A 20,484-nucleotide genomic window follows, 5' to 3' on the forward strand; every position below is an offset into this window, starting at 1 on the left:
TGAAAACTTAAAAAGTATGAAAAACATATTGATGTATATCGTTTTGTTGTGTTCTGGTTTTGCGTTTGGCCAAAACGAGCAATTGGCTCAATATTACTACGACAAAGGAGATTTTGATAAAGCAAAAATTAGTTATGAAGAGCTTTTGAGAAGTGCGCCATCGAATACCCAGTATTTTTTAAGAACAGTCGATTGCTATCAGCAGTTGCAACAGTTCGCCAATGCAGAAAAAGCTATTCAAGATCGTTACAACCGATATAAACAAGGCGTTTTCTTGGTTGAATTGGGATATAATTTCCAGTTGCAGAAAAACGATTCGAAAGCTAAAAATTACTACGAACAGGCAATCGAGAAAATAAAAGTAAATCCGAATGATGTTTACGGAATTGCAAGTTCGTTTGAGAAAAAAGTATTGTTGGAATATGCTTTAAAATCGTATCAGACGGCAATGCAGGTGCAGCCCAATTTTAATTTCAATTTTCAAATCGGAATGCTTTACGGTCAGTTGGGAAAAACCGATTTGATGATCGATTTATTATTGACGGAATCTTTTACAAACCCGCAGAACACCAATCTAATTCAGACACAATTGTCTCGATTCATGAACGGTGAAACCGATAATACGGCTTTTAAGGATGCCATGCGAAAAGCATTAATTCTTAAAACTCAAAAAGATCAGGACGTTTTCTGGAATCATTATTTAAGCTGGTTTTATGTACAGCAGAAAGAATTTGGAAAAGCGTTTATTCAGGAAAAAGCCATTTACAAGCGAGAACCAGAATCATTGATGAGCATTGTCAATTTGAGTCAGTTTGCCATGAACGAAGGAGACAACGATACAGCAGAAGAAATTCTGAACTTCATTCTCCAAAACACAAAAGATTTGGGTTTGCTGATTCAGTCAAATGCCTATTTGATGCAAATTAAGATCGACAAAGCTCAAGAAAAAGATTATCCAGTTATCGACCAGGAATTAAAGCAATTGCTGGCAACTTATGAAATCAGTCCTTTTACCTTATCTTTGCAAATTATTCAAGCACATTTTTTGGCTTTTAATTTGAAAAAAACAGAAGAAGGAAAGGCAGTAATCAAAAAAGCTTTAGAACTGAATCTAAACGAATATCAAAAAGCCGATGCTAAAATGGAGCTGGCCGATATTCTGCTTTTGGAAGAAAAATACAATCAGGCGCTGATTTATTATTCGCAAATTCAATTGGATTTAAAGAATGATGTCATGGCGCATGAAGCGAGTTTGAAAGCCGCAAAAACAAGTTATTACAAAGGCGATTTTGAATGGGCGAATAAACAATTTAAAGAATTAAAAGCGGCAAACACGCAATTGATTGCCAATGATGCTTTAGAATATTTTCTTTTAATTAATGATAATACAGCAGCTGATTCGACTCAAGTCGCTTTGAAAGCATTTGCAAAAGGAGATTTTTTAATCTATCAGAATAAAAAACAGGAAGCAATTGCGCAGTTTCAGAATATCCTGAAAACCTATAAAGGTCAAGAAATTGAAGCGGTAACGTTATTGCGTTTAGGAAAAGTTTACGAAAGCCAGAAGGATTTTGCTTCGGCTTTAAGCCAATATCAGCAGATCATTGATAATCACAGCGACGGAATTTATGTGGATGAAGCGCTATTTTTCTCAGCCGAAATCTATAATGATGAGCTTAAAGATGTAGAAAAAGCAAAGCCTTTATATGAAAAGGTAATTTTTAACCATCAAGATAGTATTTACTTTGTCGATGCCAGAAAAAAATACCGCGAGTTGAGAGGGGATAAGAATTTATAAATAAGATTTTTAGATTATTAGATCTTTAGACTTCTTAGATGAAAAATCGGAAAGTCTAAAAATCTAAGAAGTCTAAGAAGTCTAAGAAAGTCTAAAAGAAAAATGATTATTTACAACGTTACCACAAATATACACGAAAGCGTTCACGACCAATGGTTGAAATGGATGCAGGAAAAACATATACCAGAAATTCTGGCGACTAATAAATTTTCTTCAGCACGGATTGTAAAAGTTTTGGTTGAAGAAGAAATGGGAGGAATTACTTATTCTGTACAATATATAACAGATAGTAAAGAAACTTTAGAGAAGTTTTATATCGAAGATGAACCTGAATTCCACAGAGAAGCTTTAGGTTTATTTGCCGATAAAATGCTTTCTTTCAGAACAGAATTGGAAGTTATTTCTGAACATTAATAATTTTTGTTTTTTAGTTTTCATTAAAAGAAATATTATGGAGATTCGATTTCAAACAAAAGAAGAAAGTAATAAACAGCAGCAAGAAGATTTTCTGAAGCTATCAAAAACTGAAAGATTTTATAGCTTTTTACGCTTGAGCGAACGAATAAGCAGATTTCCGGTGAAAAGTAAAGTAGATAAAAACAAGGATAATTTCGTAATTGTTATAAAATCACAATAAATGTCAAAGCTTTGGGATCAGAATATTGATGAGTTTATATCATTAGCTGCTAAGCATAATGTTCGAATGCTTATGGTTGGAGGTGGCGCTGTGAATTTTCATGGGTATCAGAGACACTCTGCAGATGTTGATTTTTGGATAGAAACTACTGAGGAAAATTTTAAAAAATTATTGTTTGTCTTTAACGAAATGGGGTACGAAATTGATGATTTTCCTGAAAATGTAAAGCAGCAACAACAAAATATATCAATCAAATTTTCTCCTGTTGATTTAGATTTAGAGCTTATAACAAAGTTTTCAGTGAATAAAAGCTTTGATGAAGCTTATAATGATAGTGAGGAAGTTACTGTAAATGGAAAAACATTTTTAAAATGGAATGTTTTGTCCTTGGAAGATTTGATTACAAGTAAAATTAAAGCAAATCGAGCAAAAGATTTATTCGATGTTCAACAACTACGTGAAATAAACAAAAAATAATACTTTGTGTCTTTGTTCCGATAGTTATCGGGATGTGGCAAAAAAAAATAAAGAAGCTTAGTGCCTTTGCAACAAAAAGAATACTTTTGCAGCCTCGTGGCAAACAAGAAATGAAATGGAAAAAGTAAAAGCCAAAAAACATTTAGGACAGCACTTCCTTAAAGACGAAAGTATCGCAAAAGCAATTGCTGATACTTTGACTCTTAAAGGATACGATGAGGTTTTAGAAATAGGACCAGGGATGGGCGTGCTTACTAAGTATTTACTTGAAAAGCCAATTAATACACATGTTATAGAAATCGATACCGAGTCTGTAGCATATTTGGATGCCAATTATCCAAAATTAAAAGACAAGATTATTTCTCAGGATTTCCTGAAATATAATATTAATGAAGTTTACCAAAATAAACAGTTTGCCATAATAGGCAACTTTCCGTACAATATTTCTTCTCAGATTGTTTTTAGAACATTAGAACTTAGAGATCAGATTCCAGAGTTTTCTGGAATGTTCCAAAAAGAAGTAGCCGAGCGCATCTGCGAAAAGAAAGGCTCAAAAACCTACGGAATACTATCAGTTTTAGCTCAGGCTTTCTATGATACAGAGTACCTGTTTACGGTTAATGAAAACGTTTTTATTCCTCCGCCCAAGGTGAAATCGGGTGTGATGAGAATGACCCGAAAGGAAGATTACAGTCTTCCTTGCAGCGAAAAGTTATTTTTTACAGTTGTAAAAACTGCTTTTCAGCAGAGACGAAAAACATTACGTAACAGTTTGAAAACATTAAATTTATCAGACAATTTGCGAGAAGACACTATCTTTGATAAACGTCCGGAGCAGTTAAGCGTAGATGAATTTATTGAACTAACTCTAAAAATAGAAGCCAATGGAGTTCAAAGTTAGTAAAGAATTTATACATCAGTTAGAGGAGCTGATCAATAAGAAAAACGACAGTGAACTGGAAGTTTTGCTTAATGATTTACACCATGCCGATATTGCCGAAATTTTAGACGAATTAGATTTCGATGAGGCAACTTATATCTTCAAGGTTTTAGATAGTGATAAAACAGCCGAAATTCTTCTGGAACTAGAAGAAGATTTGCGCGAAAACATCTTAAGCAGACTTTCGCCAAAGGAAATTGCGGAAGAGCTTGATGAGCTTGAAACCAATGACGCTGCCGACATTATCGCCGAACTTTCGCAGGAAATAAAAGCAGAAGTAATCTCTGAGCTTGTCGACGTCGAACACGCTAAAGACATTGTTGATCTTTTGCGCTACGACGAAAACACGGCTGGTGGTTTGATGGGAAAGGAGCTTGTAAAAGTGAATGAAAACTGGACTGTCTTAACCTGTGTGAAAGAAATGCGTATTCAGGCAGAGAATGTTTCTAGAGTGCATTCCATCTACGTAGTTGACGATGAAAACCGATTAAAAGGAAGATTATCACTAAAAGATTTATTGACTTCTTCGACCAAAACTCAAATTGGTGACGTTTATATCCGAAAATTAAATTTTGTAAAAGTTGATACTGAAGATGTTGAGGTAGCTCGTATCATGCAGAAGTACGACTTAGAGGCTATTCCGGTTGTTGACGAGTTGGGCCGATTGGTCGGAAGAATTACCATCGACGACATCGTAGACGTAATCAAGGAAGAAGCTGATAAAGATTACCAGTTAGCGGCGGGTATTACGCAAGACGTTGAATCGAATGACAGTGTTTACGAATTAACCAAAGCGCGTTTGCCTTGGCTTTTGATCGGAATGGTAATCGAAATTGTGGCTTCTTTTGTATTGAAAGGAAATGAAGGAACTTTTCAAAAATATTCTACCTTAATCATATTTGTGCCTTTACTTTCTGCGACTGCAGGTAATATTGGTGTTCAAGCTTCAGCAATCGTGGTGCAAGGTTTGGCCAATGGAACTTTAAAAGATTTCAGCCGAGGTTATTTCACTAAAGAAATTACCGTTTCGATGATTTCGGGAAGTATTATTTCATTGCTTTTATTGGGCTATCATTCTATCATGTATCAGCAGTATTTAGTAGGATTTGCCATTTCTATTTCTATGATTGTGGTAATTCTTTTTGCCGCAACTTTAGGAACTTTAGTGCCACTTTTTCTTAACAAAAACAAAATTGATCCCGCGATTGCAACTGGTCCGTTTATCACAACGACCAACGACGTATTCGGAATCATGTTATACTTTGGAGTCGCAAATCTGATTCTTGGATTCTAGATTTTTGCCACAAATTAGCCGTTTGCAGTGATTTAAAATCTCTAAAATCTGCGTAATTTGCAGGCGGAAAATGCTGTTTACCAACCAGAAATAAATTAAAGCCAAACCAAAATGAAAGTACACATTATTGGAGGAGGAAACCTTGGGGTTTCTATTGCCTTGGGAATTGCCAAATTCTCGAAAAACAACCAAGTTACTGTCACTAGAAGAAACACTGCAAGTATTCAATATTTATCAGAATATGGGATTACAGTTTCTAACGATAATAAACACAACATTCAGGAAGCCGATGTTGTAATCTTAACTATAAAGCCGTATCAGGTAGATACTGTTTTAGCCGAAATTCTGCCAGTTATCCAAAACAAAACCATTGCTTCTGCAGTTAGCGGATTGTCTTTGGATATGCTTCAAACCAAAACAAATTTTGAGTATCCAGTAGTGCGTATTATGCCAAATATTGCAGCGCAGTTTGGAGAATCTGCAACTTGTATTTCTTTTCCAGAAAAATACGCAGCAAATGCTTCGCCAGTTGTTGATTTATTTCAAGATTTAGGAACGGCTCCTGTAATTGATGAAAAACTAATGGATGCAGCAACTGTTTTAGGTGCGTGCGGAACGGCATATGCATTGCGTTATATTCGTGCATCTATGCAGGCAGGAATCGAAATTGGTTTTGATTCTAATACCGCTTTAGCAATTGCGGCTCAAACGGTAAAAGGAGCGGCTAAAATGCTTTTAGAAGAACGAGTGCACCCAGAACAATTAATCGACCGTGTAACAACACCGCAAGGCTGTACAATTGTTGGTTTGAATGAAATGGAGCACAATGGTTTCAGTTCGTCATTAATCAAAGGGATCAAAACTTCTCTGAAACAAATCAAAGGTTAGGTTTTAAAGAAATTCTAATATTTTAAATTTCAATATTTAAATTCCAAATTCCAATTTTAAAGCTGGTGTTTGGAATTTTTTTGTTTTATAAATCTAACCACAGTTTTGTTATTCTTAGTTCCTAAGAATGACAAATATTATCGAATATCTTGGAATTTGAAATTTTTACTTTTTGGAATTTGCTTTAATAAGCTGAATATACTTCAATCCACACTCAGAAATCTTCGTATACGAATTCATCGCATTTCCGTAATTCTGAATTGTCAAAGTGTCTTTTACATACAAAGCATCTATTCCAACGGGGATTTCTAAATCTTTAGAATTATCAGAATCAGTATCATCTTCATTGCTAATATCGCTATCGTATTCGTCCCATTGAATTCCTTCTAAAGAAATATATTTTTCGCCAGAACTACTTTTAGAAAAAATAGCTTTTCCTTTTAAACTTCTGTTTTGAGTCGTAAAAGTATATTTATAGTCTTTTTTATCTTTCGAGATAGTCAATGAGATATTGCAATCTTCAGCTTTAGAAATATAAGTTCCAGAAATAGAATCTTTCGCAGATACGACTGGTTTTTTATTGCTAAAGGAAATTATTCTTTCGGGTTTTTTATCTGATATAGTTTCGGTTTTCTTATTGCACGATACGATAATCGATCCAAAAATAGAAAGATATAGAAGATATTTCGATTTGTAATTATTGATCATCCTTTGTTGGTCTTTTTGTTGAGAATATATTTTAAATATAAAAAACCTGTTAAACCTGCTAAAAATGAAGCAATAAGAATCGCTATTTTAGAAAAAACAATGATTTCAGGATTTTTGAAAGCAAGAACCGTAATAAATATTGACATGGTGAAACCAATTCCGCCTAGCATTCCTGCGCCTAAAATATGTGCCCATTTTAAGTTTTTAGGCAACATGCACAAACCGGATGTTACGCCAACAGACGAGAAAAGCAAAATTCCTAGCGGTTTGCCCACTACAAGTCCGAGAATGATTCCGTATGTGTTAACGTGATTAAGGCCTTCATGCCAGTTTTCAGTGATTGTTAAGGCCGTATTGGCTACTGCAAACAATGGAAGGATAAAAAAAGCAACGGGCTGATGTAAAAAGTGCTGTAATCGATACGATGAGGTTTTTTCTCCTCCATCGCCAAACGGAATTACAAATGCTAAAATAACTCCCGTAATAGTTGCGTGAACACCAGAATTAAGCATAAAATACCACATTATTGCTCCACCAATTAAATACGGAATCAGATTATGAACCTTCATTCGGTTTAAGATAAATAGCAAGCCCCAGATTCCGAGAGCAATTCCAAGATTTAAAAAAGAAATTGATGTGGTGTAAAAAACAGCAATAACTATTATGGCTCCTAAATCGTCAATAACAGCCAAAGCGGTTAAAAAGACTTTTAAGGAAGCAGGCACTTTGTTTCCAAGAAGCGACAAAATTCCGATGGCAAAAGCAATATCGGTAGCCATTGGAATTCCAGCTCCGTTTTGTGTGGTTGTACCGTAATTTAAAGCTAGAAAGATAGCAGCGGGAACTAACATTCCTCCAAAAGCGGCCATAATTGGAAGAGAAGCATTTTTAATATTGGATAATTCGCCATGATAAATCTCTCGTTCCAACTCCAATCCGATTAAAAGGAAGAAAATAGTCATCAGTCCGTCATTGATCCAATGGGTTATAGAATGGCCTGCAATTTCTTTTTCCCAAAAAGCAACGTATGGAACTTGAATAGAAGAGTTAGCAAGATAAAGAGATAAAATCGTGACAAAGAGCAAGATAATTCCTCCCGATTTTTCGTTTTCAAAAAAGGCTTTAAAAGTCTTGGTAAGTTTCATTAGGGAAGATTTTCTGAAGATTTATATGATGGATTGCGAAATCCTTATTCTTTCAAAGTTAAAAAAAAATCCGAGCAATAAAAAGTTTAGGAGCAAAGGCACAAAGATTCAGAGGTTCAAAGTTTATTAACATTGGAAAAACTTTGTGGCTTTGTGTCTCTGCGAGATTAAATTAACCGTATTTTTGTTTGCATAAAAATTCAATTAAAAATGAGCGTAAAAATTCTTCATATCGACAGTAATAATCCAATTCTTTGGAATCAATTGGAAGAAGCTGGTTTTGAAAATCATGCCGATTTTAAATCTTCAAAAGAAGAAATCGAAGCAAAAATTCAAGATTACAACGGAATCGTAATTCGAAGCCGATTCAAGATTGACAAGACTTTTTTGGATGCTGCAACAAAGTTGCAATTTATTGCAAGAGTTGGCGCAGGTCTGGAAAGTATTGATTGTGAATATGCTTCTGCAAAAGGAATTCATCTGATTGCTGCTCCTGAGGGAAATCGCAATGCTGTTGCAGAACATTCGTTAGGAATGATTTTATCATTGTTTAATAATTTAAATCAAGCCGATGCAGAAGTAAAAGCGGGACAATGGAATCGTGAAAGCAATCGTGGTCATGAATTGGATTTAAAAACAGTTGGCATTATCGGGTATGGAAATATGGGAAAAGCTTTTGCCAAAAAATTACGAGGTTTTGATACAGAGGTTTTATGCTATGATATTTTGGATAATGTTGGCGACGAAAATGCCAAACAAGTTTCTTTGGAAGAATTACGCGAAAAAGCAGATGTTTTAAGTCTTCACCTTCCTTGGACACCAGAAACGGATAAAATGGTCAATAGCGCCTTTATAAATGCGTTTAAAAAGCCGTTTTGGATAATCAATACTTCGCGTGGTAAAAACATCGTTACAGCCGATTTAGTTGAAGCAATGAAAGAGAAAAAAGTATTAGGAGCTGGTTTGGATGTTTTGGAATATGAAAAACTTTCTTTTGAAACTTTATTTCAAGAAAACAATACGCCGGAAGCGCTTCAATATCTTATGGAAGCTAAAAATGTCTTGCTGACGCCTCATATTGCGGGTTGGACTTTTGAAAGCCATGAACGTCTAGCACAGGTAATTGTTGACAAAATTAAAGCTGTGTATGGCAAAAACTAGGCTGTGGCCCTTTAGAATTTAATAACGAGTTTTTTCTTGTAAATTTTATTTAGTGAGATTAGTTTTATTTGTTAATTTTTAATAATATTGTTTCCGAATTTTAAAAGAATGAGTCTAAATAGGTTTGTATTTTAAAGTTTGGAGAAAGCCGAAAATCCCAAGAGTAGGCTAAAACAAACAATTAAAATTATGATTGAATGGTATAAAACTGCCATGTTTCAGAACTATGCAAACTTTAGCGGTAGAGCTAGACGAAGTGAATATTGGTATTTTCGTCTTGCGACAACACTTCTATTTTTTGCATTTGCTTTTTTAGGACTACTTTTAACGGCAGTTTTGGGGGCAACAGTAGGTCTTTCGCTTGCAGTAGGATTATTTTTTCTTTATGCATTAGCGTCTATAATTCCGTCTTTGGCGGTTACGGTTAGAAGAATGCATGATATTGGGAAAAGTGGTTGGACTATTTTGGTTTCGTTAATTCCGCTAGCAGGACCAATTTGGATGTTGGTTTTGTTAATAACAGAAGGCGAGTATGGAGAAAATTATTACGGTCCAGATCCTAAAAATACCATTGAAGAAATTGATGAAATAGGAATTAATAATTAACTAAATAATATAAAATGGAAACTACAAAACCAGAAAGCTGGAATACACCATCTCAGCCAAGACAAGAGAATAAAAAAGTATTGGCAGGGCTTATGGGTATTCTTTTCGGATCTTTAGGGATTCATAAATTTGTCTTAGGATATACTCAAGAAGGAATTATACAAATAGTTATTAGTATAGTTACTTGTGGAATTGGAAGTATAATCGGATTCATCGAAGGAATTATATACTTGACAAAATCAGATGAAGAATTTTATCAAACGTATCAAGTTGGCAAAAAAGGCTGGTTTTAAAAGAAAAATATACTTGTCTCAAAATCCTATTCAGAAATGAATGGGATTTTTTTATGCTTAAAAATGTCTTTTTGTAATATAATTATGGCTTTTATATCCTGAAAATTAAATCAATAGTAGGTAACCTTGCGCTTAGTTAAAAAGTAATGGAGGAACCGAAAATCCTTAAGAGTAGGGAAATTTTAAAAGATTTGTTATGTTAGAAATGTACAAAAAGGTAGTTTTTGAGAACTACGCAAATTTTAGCGGAAGAGCTAGAAGACAAGAATATTGGATGTTTACCCTAGTGAACGCTATTATATATATAGCTTTAGGTGTGATTGATGGTGTTGCTGGTTTAACTTTTGGTCCAGGAAAGACTGGTATATTAAGTTTAGTATATAATTTGTTAGTTTTAATTCCATCATTAGCTGTTGCCGTTAGAAGAATGCATGATGTCGCAAAAAGCGGATGGTATATACTTATTCCAATTTACAACTTAATTTTAGCTTGCACAGAAGGTGAAAAAGGCCCAAATCAATACGGTGCAGACCCTAAGAATCAATTAGAAGAAATCAATGAAATGGGGAAAGAATAATTTTTCTCGTTTGAATAAAAAAAGCCGTTTCAATTTTTTGAAACGGCTTTTTAAGTTTTATTAATCTTCTTTTTCAGATAATTTCTTTTCTAATTCGATTTGAAACTCTTCAATTACAGGTTTCATTGTGCTTTCTGGAATATCTGCAATCCTAATGTACATTAAACCATCAATTGCATTATTGAATAATGGATCAACGTTGAAAGCTACCACACGTGCATTTTGTTTGATGTATTTCTTAATTAAAACAGGCAGACGTAAGTTTCCTGGTTCCAATTCATCAATGATTTTATCAAACTTATTCAAGTCGGATTCTGCTTCATCGAAGATAAAATCTTTGTCAGCGTCTTTCAGTTTTACTTTGTACGCTTTTTTAGGGTGAATGTATTGCGCAATATACGGATCGTAATAATTTGATTTCATAAACTCAATCATCAATGATTTAGAGAAATCTGAAAACTGATTACTGATACTTACTCCGCCAACCAAATATTTGTGTTCAGGATGACGCAAAGTAGTATGGATAATACCTTTCCATAGCAAGAATAAAGGCATTGGTTTTTGCTGATATTCTTTTACGATAAACGCACGACCCATTTCGATCGATTTGTGCATCATATCATGCAATTCTGGTTCAAATCTGAAAAGGTCTGTCAGATAAAAACCTTCAATTCCGTATTTTGGATAGATTTCAGAACCTAATCCCATACGATAGGCGCCAGCGATTTTTTTGGTTTCATCATCCCATAAAAACATATGGTGATAATATTGGTCGTATTCGTCTATGTCAATAGATTCGTTTGTTCCTTCACCAACTTCACGGAAAGTAATTTCGCGTAAACGTCCAATTTCGTGTAAAATATTCGGAATTTCCTTTGCGCTTGCAAAGAAAACTTCATAATTTTTGCTTTGTAAAAACCTGCTGTCACTATCACGTAATGCCTGAACTTCATCAATCAATTTTGATTCGCTTGCAGGCGTAACAATTTTTTTAGGCGCTTTAGGTATTTTAAGGCTCGCGGTGTCAATCAGTTTAGTGTCTTTCTCAAACGGATTAGCCAGCATATAGGTTTTCTTTCTTAAGAATTCTGAGTATTCTTCAAAAGATTCAATTTCATTTTGCTCACTTACAGAAATCGGTTTTCCAATACGCACTTTAATAACGCGGTCTTTTTGTGTTAAAAGTTCAGAAGGTAATTTTGCAGTACGTAAAGTATCATCAATTTTGGAAAGCCAGTAGAATAATTTACTGTTTTTGGCATGAAAGTAAATAGGAACGACCGGAACTTTGGCTTTTCTGATTAGTTTAATAGCACCTTCTTCCCAAGGTTTGTCCACTACTAATTTGCCATCTTTGTAAGTTGAAACTTCACCCGCAGGAAAAATTCCTAAAGGTTTTCCGTCGCTCAAATGACGTAATGTTTCTTTGATACCAATTACACTCGATTTTGCATCCTTATGATTTTCAAAAGGATTAACCGGCATAATGTATTTTTTCATCGGAACAATTCTATGTAATAAGAAATTGGCAATGATTTTGAAATTTGGCTCTCTTTCAAGCATTAATTTCAAAAGCAAAATTCCATCAATTCCTCCAAGCGGATGATTTGAAATGGTTATATACGCACCATCTTTTGGCAGACGTTTTAAATCTTCTTCAGGGATTTCGAACTTAATTTCCATTTCGTCCAAAATTCCATTCAAAAAGTCAAGGTCTTCCAAATGTTTATTACGATCGTAAATTTTATTAAGGGTCGAGATCTTAAGAACCTTCATAAGAATCCAGCCAGAAAAGGTACCGAAAACTCCGTACTTTTCAACATTTATTGCCTTTGCAACTTCTTTCGCGGTAACTAAACCCATGTACTACTTTTAATTTATTAGAACAGCGAACAAAGATAACAAAAAAGTCTACTTTTCATTGTTTCCAAGATAAACTTTGCACTTTTTTATTACATTTGGAATCCTAAAAAAATCACTGATGAAAATTATTTCTTATAATGTAAACGGAATTAGAGCGGCAATAAACAAAGGCTTTATCGAATGGCTACAACAAGCAAATCCTGACGTAATATGTCTTCAGGAAATAAAAGCTACACAGGATCAAATTCCGGTAGATGATATTACTGCAGCAGGTTATCCGTTTCAATATTACTATCCTGCAACCAAAAAAGGGTACAGCGGAGTAGCAATTCTTTCTAAAACAAAACCGAATAATATTGTTTACGGAACAGGAATTCATCACATGGATTTTGAGGGAAGAAATCTTCGTGCAGATTTTGATGATGTTTCGGTAATGAGTTTATATCTTCCGTCTGGAACAAACATTGAAAGGCTAGATCATAAATTTATGTTTATGGATGATTTTCAAAATTATATTAATGAATTAAAACTTACGGTTCCCAATCTGATTATCTGCGGAGATTATAACATCTGTCACGAAGCGATAGACATTCATGATCCGGTTCGCAATAAAACGGTTTCAGGATTTCTTCCTGCAGAACGCGCTTGGTTGGATGCCTTCATGAAGTCTGGCTTTATAGATAGTTTCCGTCATTTCAACAAAGAACCGCATCATTATTCTTGGTGGAGTTACCGTGCTGGAGCAAGAGGAAATAACAAAGGTTGGCGTATTGATTATAATTTGGTAAGCAATGTTTTAGAGCACAGGTTAAAAAGAGCTGTTATACTTCCAGATGCTATGCATTCAGATCATTGCCCGATTTTAGTTGAGATAGATTAATTTTTGGTATTGTTCTTGCTGAAAAGTTTAAGTTTTAAAATTGCAATTGGCATTGAATTTTGAAATTTAAAAATTATTAAACGCCCAAAATAAAAACCAATTAAAGAGATGATTAAAAAAGCCTCCATCGGATTACTAGCATTAGCCTTGTCCACAACTTCATGTGTTTCTAAGAAAATTTACAATGATCTTGAAACCAAATATTCTGATTTGAAAAAAGAAAACCGTTCTATTGCTGATGAAAACGAAAGTTTAAAGAAAGCAAAGAATCAGTTAGAAACCGATCGTGATAAATTGACTAAAGATTTAGCAAATGCTAATGATGATTTGGCAAAACAAAAAGCTGATCTTGCTGCCGAGCAAAAGAAATATAAAGTGCTTCAGGATTCTTATAATGCATTGGAAAAAAACAGCAATGATGCATTAGAGAAAAACATGGCTAAAAACCGTGAATTATTAGCGCAGTTGGAAGCAAAAGGAAAAGCTCTTGCAGATGAGCAAGCTCGTTTGGATAAAACGGCTAATCGTTTGAAAGAACTTGAAGATATGATTGCAGCAAAAGAAGAAGCAATGCGTAAACTGAAAGAAACTTTATCTAAAGCTTTAACTGGTTTTGAAGGTAAAGGTTTGACAGTGGAACATAAAAATGGAAAAGTATATGTTTCTATGGAAAACAAATTGCTTTTCAATTCAGGAAGCTGGGCTGTTGGCGCCGAAGGTAGAAAAGCAGTTGTAGAACTTGGAAAAGTTTTAGGTGATAATCCAGATCTTTCTGTTTTGATTGAAGGACATACAGACGATGATCCGTACGCTGGTTCTGGACCAATTGCAAATAACTGGGATTTATCGACAAAAAGAGCAACTGCAATCGTTGCGATTTTAAGCGAGAATCCTAAAATCAATAAACAAAAATTAACTGCAGCAGGACGTAGCGAGTTTTCTCCACTAGCAAGCAACGCAACTCCAGAAGGAAAAGCTAAAAACCGAAGAATCGAAATTATCTTGACTCCAAGATTAGATGAGATTGCGGAGATGCTTAATAGTATTAATTAAGTTGCTAAGGTTCTGAGATACTAAGGGCCTAAGATTCAAAAAAGGATTCAAGTTTTACTTGAATCCTTTTTTATTGGTAATAAGAAAACTTAGAATCTTAGCAACTTATTACACTAGTATCTTTAAAAAGATTCTTATTCTTTTTTTAACTATTGTGAAATTCTCATTTGAAAAATCCTGTTGTATCTTTGAAGCTAATAATTATAAAGAAAAAAACTTAGAATCTTAGCAACTCAGTATCTTTAAAAAAAAAATGAAATACACTACATTAACCAACACCGATATAAAAGTTAGTAAAATATGCCTTGGAACGATGACTTTCGGGCAGCAAAACACAGAAGCTGAAGGACACGAACAAATGGATTATGCTCTTGAAAGAGGGGTTAATTTCTTTGACACAGCCGAAATGTATTCGGTTCCAGCGAGTGAAGCAACTTACGGAAGCACTGAAAAAATTATTGGAACTTGGTTTAAAAAATCTGGAAATCGCGATAAAGTGATTTTGGCTTCTAAAATTGCTGGACCAAATCCGAATTTTGGATATATGCGCGAGAAACTGGATTTTTCGCCAGCAAGCATTAAATATGCGGTTGAAAACAGTTTAAAAAGACTTCAAACGGATTACATCGATTTGTACCAAATGCACTGGCCAGAAAGAAAAACGAATAATTTTGGAACACGCGCTTTTCACGGACACGATGATGTTTGGGAAGATAATTTCAGAGGAATTTTGGAAACTTTTGACGTATTAATCAAAGAAGGTAAAATCAAACACATTGGAGTTTCTAATGAAAATGCTTGGGGAATGATGCGTCTTCTAGAAGAAAGCAAATACAACAATTTGCCAAGAATTAAAACCGTTCAGAATCCATATTCTTTATTGAATCGTTTATTTGAAGTGAATTCGGCAGAAGTTTCAAAATATGAAAATGTTGGATTGTTAGGATATTCGCCTCTAGCTTTTGGAGTTTTGACTGGAAAATTCTTGACTGGAGAAAGTCACCCGAAAGCGAGAATTAACCTCTTTCCGCAATACAAACGTTACAATAGCGACCAATGTACTGAAGCGACTAAATTGTATCAGGAAATCGCGAAAAAACATGGTTTAACGTTAACGCAATTGGCAATGGGCTTTGTATTGCAACAGCCATTTTTGACAAGCGCTATTATCGGAGCTACAACTTTAGAACAATTAAAAGAAAATATCGATACAATTGATGTTACGCTTTCTAAGCAAATCTTAGCAGAAATTGATGCGGTTCAGGCTATAATTCCTGATCCTGCGCCTTAAAGTTTTTTGTGCAAAGGTGATTTTTTGCCACGAAGGCGCTAAGGCGCTAAGGTTTTTTAATCTCGCAAAGTCGCAGAGTCCCAAAGTTTTTTGAATAGCCCCTAGCTTAAGCAGGGGAATATGATTGAAATAGAAAAGGGCTTTAGCCAAACTGATAAAGTTTGGCTAAAGCCCTTTGATTTGCGTTATATTTTCATCCAGCTAAAGCTGTACGCTATTGAATTTAATAGATTAAACTTAGCGACTCTGCGGCTTTGCGAGCAAATTTCACAGGCTTAAAAAACTTTGCGCCTTAGTGCCTTAGTGGCAGAAAATTACAAATCAAATTCATCATCGACAGCCAAAGAATCTGCTTTGATTGCTGTCGAATCTGGAACTTTTATTTTGATTAACGAACGAGCATTTCCAGAAATGTAAACAGGTAAAATCCCAATGGTATCTTCAGGAACTAAAAGTCCCCTTCTAAACATCAAATTCTTCAAGAATTTCTGGTTTTTAATGGCGTAATCTTTTAAGTTTCCTTCATCATTAAATTGATACATGAATTTTCTTGGTTTCGGAATAATCGTTGCCAAATACAAACATTCATCCACATTTAAGTCAGCTGGGCTTTTTTGGAAATAGAAATGACTCGCTTCTCCAATTCCGTACACATTTGGTCCCCATTCAATAATATTGAAATATACTTCCAGCATTCTTTCCTTGCTTACAATTCGGTTGTTTTCCAAAATATAAACCAAAAGAATTTCTTCAAGCTTTCGCGAAAGCGTTTTTTCTCTAGTCAAGAAAACATTTTTAATCAACTGCATACTAATCGTGCTGGCTCCACGAGAGAATTTCTTCGTTCTAATGTTTTTTAGAATCGACTGTTTGAAAGCTTCGTTAATGAATCCGCGATGTGAGAAGAAAGAAGGATCTTCCGTTGTCAAAACACATTTTCTCAAATAAGGAGAAATCTGATCCAAAGGCGTGTAATTCGGATTCGCATTTCCGACCAAAACAGGTCTTTGTAATACATTCTGAATAATCGCACGATATACAAATTCACCGTTTAGTTTATTTAAATCGGCTTCGCCATATTTCGTGATTCGTAAATCTTCTTTGTTTAGCTTACTGTCAAAAACAAGTGTGTTTGGTTTGTTTTTGTTGAATTTGAAATCCAATTTGTAATCAAAATTTCCAGTTGCCTGCATTCCCTGAAAATGAGTAAATAATCCGTCAGGAAGGGAAACGATGAAATCTTGCGCTTTCATTTTCGGAATGTTTACTTTCAAAGTATAAATGGTGTCTTTTTCAGTATCATACGAAACGTAAGGACGAACTTTGATCTTATTCAGTTGCATTGTCGAACTGCTGTCAATAGAAATGAAGCTATCGCCCAATAAGAATCGATAATCAAAACGGGCATTTTTTATCACCACATCTTTGCTCGCAATTTTCGGATGATTGATTTTAAGATTGGTAATCGAAGTATAGCCGTCAATATGGAGTTCGCTGCCGCTTTTATCAATATTTTGAACATTCAATCGAATAGAATCAAAACTTGCTTTAAGATTGTATCTTTCATCAAGATATGGAACCCGGATGGCTCCAGTATCTAAATTGAAAAATCGAATATCGGCTTTTTTATTTCTTGGATCGGCAAATCCTTTAATGTTCCAGCGCTGGTCAAAATCTTTTGCTTGAACATGAAGATTGGTTTCGAGTTGTTTATTGCTTAAAACTAGTTTATCTACATCAATATTGGTTTGTTTTCCGTTGTCATCGATTTTGAATTTGAAGTTTTTCAAATCCATATCAGTTGGAACCAAGTTTAAGACTTTAGAAATGATTCTATAAGCAAACGAAGCATATTTGCGTTTTTCGTTAGATTCTGTTTCTTCGCGGTCTCTTTTTAAGAAAGCATCAAAGTTTCTTTTTTTGCCTTTTTTTACTAATTGAATATAGCCATTGTCGACTTTTAAAGTCCCAACCTGAACATCTCCAATTAATAAATTGCTTAAACTGATGCTGGTTTCGACATTTTTTATTTTGACAAGAGTATCAGCATTTATTGGAGCCAGAACAACATCTGTCAATTTTATGGTCGATAAACCATCAAAAGAAGCTGATTCTACAGAAAAATTACTGTTGTATTGAACAGCCATTTTGTGGGTAACTTTTGCAATGGCCTGTTTTAAAAGTGAATTACGAAAATAATACAGTCCAATGCAAAGCACTAAAATTACTATTCCTAGTATTTTTAATGCCTTGTATATTTTTTGTTTTGGAAAATTCATAGAAGGAAAGGTATTTGAAATCAGCCAAAAAGAATGCTGGCAACATCTTCAATTTTTGCAACAAGTTCAATTTTAATTCCCGTATTCTTTAAAGCTATTTTATTATATTTAGAAACAAAGATAGTATCGAAACCTAATTTTTCAGCTTCCTGAATACGCTGATCCACACGATTTACAGGACGGATTTCACCGGATAAACCAACTTCGCCAGCAAAGCAGAAACCTTTTCCAACCGGAATGTCTTCGTTAGAAGATAAAATTGCGGCAACAACGGCCAAGTCAATTGCAGGATCATCAACAGAAATTCCTCCGGTAACATTCAGGAAAACATCTTTTGCGCCTAAACGGAATCCAGCTCTTTTTTCTAAAACAGCCAAAATCATGTTTAGCCTTTTGGCATTGTAACCTGTTGTGCTTCGCTGAGGAGTTCCGTAAACTGCGGTGCTAACCAAAGATTGTATTTCAATCATCAACGGCCGCATGCCTTCTAGAGTTGTTGCAATTGCAGTTCCCGAAAGTTCTTCGTCTTTATGGGAAATCAGAATTTCAGAAGGATTGCTTACTTCGCGTAAACCGCTTCCCAGCATTTCATAAATACCAAGTTCGGAAGTTGAACCAAAACGGTTTTTAAGCGAACGCAAAATTCTATAGATATGATTTCTATCTCCTTCAAATTGAAGAACGGTGTCAACCATATGTTCTAAAATTTTTGGCCCTGCGATATTTCCGTCTTTGGTAATATGGCCAATTAAAATTACTGGAATGTTGCTTTCTTTAGCAAATTTGATCAACTCTGCCGTGGTTTCGCGAATCTGGGAAATGCTTCCCGCTGTAGATTCGATATAATCGGTATGTAAGGTCTGAATCGAGTCGATAATGACTACTTCAGGCTCAATGGTTTCAATCTGTTTGAAGATGTTTTGCGTTTTGGTTTCAGTAAGAATATAGCAGTTGTCGCTGTTTGGCGTAATTCTTTCTGCACGCATTTTTATCTGTTTCTGGCTTTCTTCTCCAGAAACGTATAATGTCTTATAAGGTAGTTTTAACGAAACTTGAAGCAAAAGTGTACTTTTTCCGATGCCGGGTTCACCACCTAAAAGTGTTAAAGATCCAGGAACAAGTCCGCCACCCAAAACACGATTCAATTCGCTGTCGGTTGTGTCCATGCGGACTTCCTGTGTGGAATCAATTTCGTTAATTTTTAAAGGCTTTGGTGCTTTGCTTGTTGGAGTAGGCTCGCTTTTCCAAGCTACTTTATCCTGTTTCTGGATAATTTCTTCGGCAATCGTATTCCATTCTTTGCACGCGTTGCATTGCCCTTGCCATTTGGCATATTGGGTTCCGCAGTTTTGGCAGAAAAAGGAAGTTTTAACTTTTGACATTATTTACTTTTTTTAGCAAGTGTATTCATTTCGTCAATTTTCTCATACATCAAGTCTTTGTTCAAATCACCAATTGGCTCCATTTGCGAAGCGTTTTGGTATTTTTTTGAAGCATGTTTAGGATCACCCATTTTTTCGTACATCAAACCTAATTCATATTCTCCCAACATGGCTTTTGGATAATTTACATTTCCAATTTCAGCCATTTTTCCCAATTCATCATAAGCGTTTCTCTTTAAAATAAGATTTTCCATTACTTTGAAATCGCTCATTCGAACTGGAATTTGAACTCCTAAAACTTCAGACATTGTTGCATATTTTTTTTCTAAATATTCTGCATAACCTGTTTGAAGAACTGCAATTTTGTCGTTGTATTCGGCAGAATTTATAGGTCTGTATACTTCAAAAATCTGGTACAATGCACTTGGTATAGAATGCAAAACTTCTGTATAATGTGTTGCACCTTTGAATACATCGTATTTATAATTCACTAACGGATTATTGGCAATTTTAATATTGCTGTTTAATTTATCTATCGGTTCTTTAATTTTCTTAATATCACCTTCTCCAGCAGAAAGGTAATAGAAAATTGGGCTTTTTATTTTAGCAAACTTCTCAGCAATACGCACTTCCATTTTTGGGGCAAGTTCTGGGCTTAGACAGATGTAGGCATTAAAAAGCGGAATTTCTTTGTACAAATAAAAATTAGCAAAACTTGCCGTTACATCATGACCAGCAATTAGTCTGAAAGGTGAGGTGCGGTATTTTTTTTCAATGTATGGAATTAATTCTGCTCCAATGAATTCGAAAAATTTTGCTCCTTTTTCAAAAGGAAGACCTTCATTTTGATCAATTGTTGTGTCATCGTAGCGTTCTTCATCTTTGTTTTGATGAATTCCGATGATAATCATTTCTGGAATATCATCCCAATAAGTTCCATAACTTACGGCTCCAGAAAATGGATCAAATAAGTAATCTCCATCCAATAAATAAAGAACAGGATATTTTTTGTCTTTGTTTGCTTCATAAGAAGCAGGAAGTCCAATCGTAATTCTACGTTCTTCTCCCAGTTTTTCTGATTTAATATTATCGAACGTTTTTTGGGCAAACGACGAGAACGAAATCAAAAGTGTCAGTAGGTAAACTTTTTTCATGATTTGTGGCATTTCAGTAAATTAAAAAGTATTGGAAAATAGTGTAGCAATATACTAT

20 protein-coding genes are annotated in these 20,484 nt (G+C 34.7%); 14 read left to right on the forward strand and 6 right to left on the reverse strand.

Going from position 1 to position 20,484, the window contains the following annotated elements:
• Positions 1–16: 16 nt before the first annotated feature.
• The 6 genes from BLP44_RS03760 to proC all read left to right on the forward strand — a co-directional run bounded on the left by BLP44_RS03760 (position 17) and on the right by proC (position 6,034).
• A complete protein-coding gene (locus tag BLP44_RS03760) occupies positions 17–1,798 on the forward strand; it encodes a tetratricopeptide repeat protein (protein WP_091129472.1) in 1,782 nt (593 codons plus the stop codon).
• A gap of 102 nt (positions 1,799–1,900) precedes the next feature.
• Positions 1,901–2,212: a DUF4286 family protein gene (locus BLP44_RS03765; RefSeq protein WP_008465514.1), complete on the forward strand. Its 312-nt coding sequence runs from the start codon at positions 1,901–1,903 to the stop codon at positions 2,210–2,212.
• Positions 2,213–2,435: 223 nt separating this feature from the next.
• Positions 2,436–2,912 (forward strand): nucleotidyl transferase AbiEii/AbiGii toxin family protein, encoded by a 477-nt coding sequence (locus BLP44_RS03775; protein ID WP_091129475.1) that lies wholly within the window; start codon positions 2,436–2,438, stop codon positions 2,910–2,912.
• Between the two features lie 115 nt (positions 2,913–3,027).
• Positions 3,028–3,813, forward strand: coding sequence for a 16S rRNA (adenine(1518)-N(6)/adenine(1519)-N(6))-dimethyltransferase RsmA (gene rsmA, locus BLP44_RS03780; protein ID WP_066035122.1), 786 nt, complete (start codon positions 3,028–3,030; stop codon positions 3,811–3,813).
• Complete coding sequence (gene mgtE / locus BLP44_RS03785; RefSeq protein WP_008465512.1) at positions 3,797–5,146, forward strand: magnesium transporter; 1,350 nt, start codon at positions 3,797–3,799, stop codon at positions 5,144–5,146. Before rsmA ends, mgtE begins: the two co-directional genes overlap by 17 nt.
• Positions 5,147–5,257: 111 nt before the next feature.
• Positions 5,258–6,034 (forward strand): pyrroline-5-carboxylate reductase, encoded by a 777-nt coding sequence (gene proC, locus BLP44_RS03790; RefSeq protein ID WP_008465511.1) that lies wholly within the window; start codon positions 5,258–5,260, stop codon positions 6,032–6,034.
• A 165-nt stretch (positions 6,035–6,199) separates the two neighbouring features.
• Here proC and BLP44_RS03795 read toward each other — a convergent pair whose 3' ends face one another.
• Both BLP44_RS03795 and nhaA read right to left on the reverse strand, forming a co-directional pair.
• Positions 6,200–6,742, reverse strand: a complete 543-nt coding sequence (locus BLP44_RS03795) for a hypothetical protein (protein ID WP_091129479.1) — start codon at positions 6,740–6,742, stop codon at positions 6,200–6,202.
• On the reverse strand, positions 6,739–7,887 hold the full coding sequence (nhaA, locus tag BLP44_RS03800) for a Na+/H+ antiporter NhaA (protein ID WP_091129482.1): 1,149 nt from the start codon (positions 7,885–7,887) through the stop codon (positions 6,739–6,741). The genes BLP44_RS03795 and nhaA overlap by 4 nt, the downstream gene beginning before the upstream one ends.
• A 210-nt stretch (positions 7,888–8,097) precedes the next feature.
• Here nhaA and BLP44_RS03805 point away from each other — a divergent pair, with 210 nt between their 5' ends.
• The 4 genes from BLP44_RS03805 to BLP44_RS03820 all read left to right on the forward strand — a co-directional run bounded on the left by BLP44_RS03805 (position 8,098) and on the right by BLP44_RS03820 (position 10,524).
• Entirely contained in the window at positions 8,098–9,048 is a 951-nt protein-coding gene (locus tag BLP44_RS03805) for a 2-hydroxyacid dehydrogenase (RefSeq protein WP_091129486.1), read from the forward strand.
• Between the two features lie 189 nt (positions 9,049–9,237).
• Positions 9,238–9,654: a DUF805 domain-containing protein gene (locus tag BLP44_RS03810; RefSeq protein ID WP_091129801.1), complete on the forward strand. Its 417-nt coding sequence runs from the start codon at positions 9,238–9,240 to the stop codon at positions 9,652–9,654.
• Between the two features lie 14 nt (positions 9,655–9,668).
• On the forward strand, positions 9,669–9,947 hold the full coding sequence (locus BLP44_RS03815) for a TM2 domain-containing protein (protein WP_091129489.1): 279 nt from the start codon (positions 9,669–9,671) through the stop codon (positions 9,945–9,947).
• Between the two features lie 196 nt (positions 9,948–10,143).
• A complete protein-coding gene (locus BLP44_RS03820; RefSeq protein ID WP_091129492.1) occupies positions 10,144–10,524 on the forward strand; it encodes a DUF805 domain-containing protein in 381 nt (126 codons plus the stop codon).
• Positions 10,525–10,584: 60 nt separating this feature from the next.
• On the opposite strand, the gene BLP44_RS03825 is transcribed toward BLP44_RS03820, so the two are convergent.
• On the reverse strand, positions 10,585–12,387 hold the full coding sequence (locus tag BLP44_RS03825) for a GNAT family N-acyltransferase (RefSeq protein ID WP_008465499.1): 1,803 nt from the start codon (positions 12,385–12,387) through the stop codon (positions 10,585–10,587).
• A gap of 118 nt (positions 12,388–12,505) precedes the next feature.
• Between BLP44_RS03825 and BLP44_RS03830 the strand changes: the two genes are divergently transcribed.
• From BLP44_RS03830 to BLP44_RS22905, 4 genes are all read left to right on the forward strand, one after another.
• Positions 12,506–13,267 (forward strand): exodeoxyribonuclease III, encoded by a 762-nt coding sequence (locus tag BLP44_RS03830; RefSeq protein ID WP_066033292.1) that lies wholly within the window; start codon positions 12,506–12,508, stop codon positions 13,265–13,267.
• A 108-nt stretch (positions 13,268–13,375) separates the two neighbouring features.
• A complete protein-coding gene (locus BLP44_RS03835) occupies positions 13,376–14,320 on the forward strand; it encodes an OmpA/MotB family protein (RefSeq protein ID WP_008465496.1) in 945 nt (314 codons plus the stop codon).
• Positions 14,321–14,573: 253 nt separating this feature from the next.
• Positions 14,574–15,611, forward strand: a complete 1,038-nt coding sequence (locus tag BLP44_RS03840) for an aldo/keto reductase (protein WP_091129495.1) — start codon at positions 14,574–14,576, stop codon at positions 15,609–15,611.
• A 120-nt stretch (positions 15,612–15,731) separates the two neighbouring features.
• On the forward strand, positions 15,732–15,890 hold the full coding sequence (locus tag BLP44_RS22905) for a hypothetical protein (RefSeq protein ID WP_170830209.1): 159 nt from the start codon (positions 15,732–15,734) through the stop codon (positions 15,888–15,890).
• A gap of 35 nt (positions 15,891–15,925) precedes the next feature.
• Here BLP44_RS22905 and BLP44_RS03845 read toward each other — a convergent pair whose 3' ends face one another.
• The 3 genes from BLP44_RS03845 to BLP44_RS03855 are packed head-to-tail and all read right to left on the reverse strand — an operon-like array spanning position 15,926 to position 20,426.
• Positions 15,926–17,890, reverse strand: coding sequence for a transglycosylase domain-containing protein (locus BLP44_RS03845; RefSeq protein ID WP_091129498.1), 1,965 nt, complete (start codon positions 17,888–17,890; stop codon positions 15,926–15,928).
• A gap of 20 nt (positions 17,891–17,910) precedes the next feature.
• Entirely contained in the window at positions 17,911–19,272 is a 1,362-nt protein-coding gene (radA, locus tag BLP44_RS03850; protein ID WP_091129500.1) for a DNA repair protein RadA, read from the reverse strand.
• Positions 19,272–20,426, reverse strand: coding sequence for an alpha/beta hydrolase (locus BLP44_RS03855; RefSeq protein WP_091129805.1), 1,155 nt, complete (start codon positions 20,424–20,426; stop codon positions 19,272–19,274). The genes radA and BLP44_RS03855 overlap by 1 nt, the downstream gene beginning before the upstream one ends.
• Between the last annotated feature and the right edge of the window lie 58 nt (positions 20,427–20,484).

Origin of the sequence: Flavobacterium anhuiense, from assembly GCF_900101855.1 — a bacterium.
In the GTDB taxonomy this organism is placed as follows: domain Bacteria; phylum Bacteroidota; class Bacteroidia; order Flavobacteriales; family Flavobacteriaceae; genus Flavobacterium; species Flavobacterium anhuiense.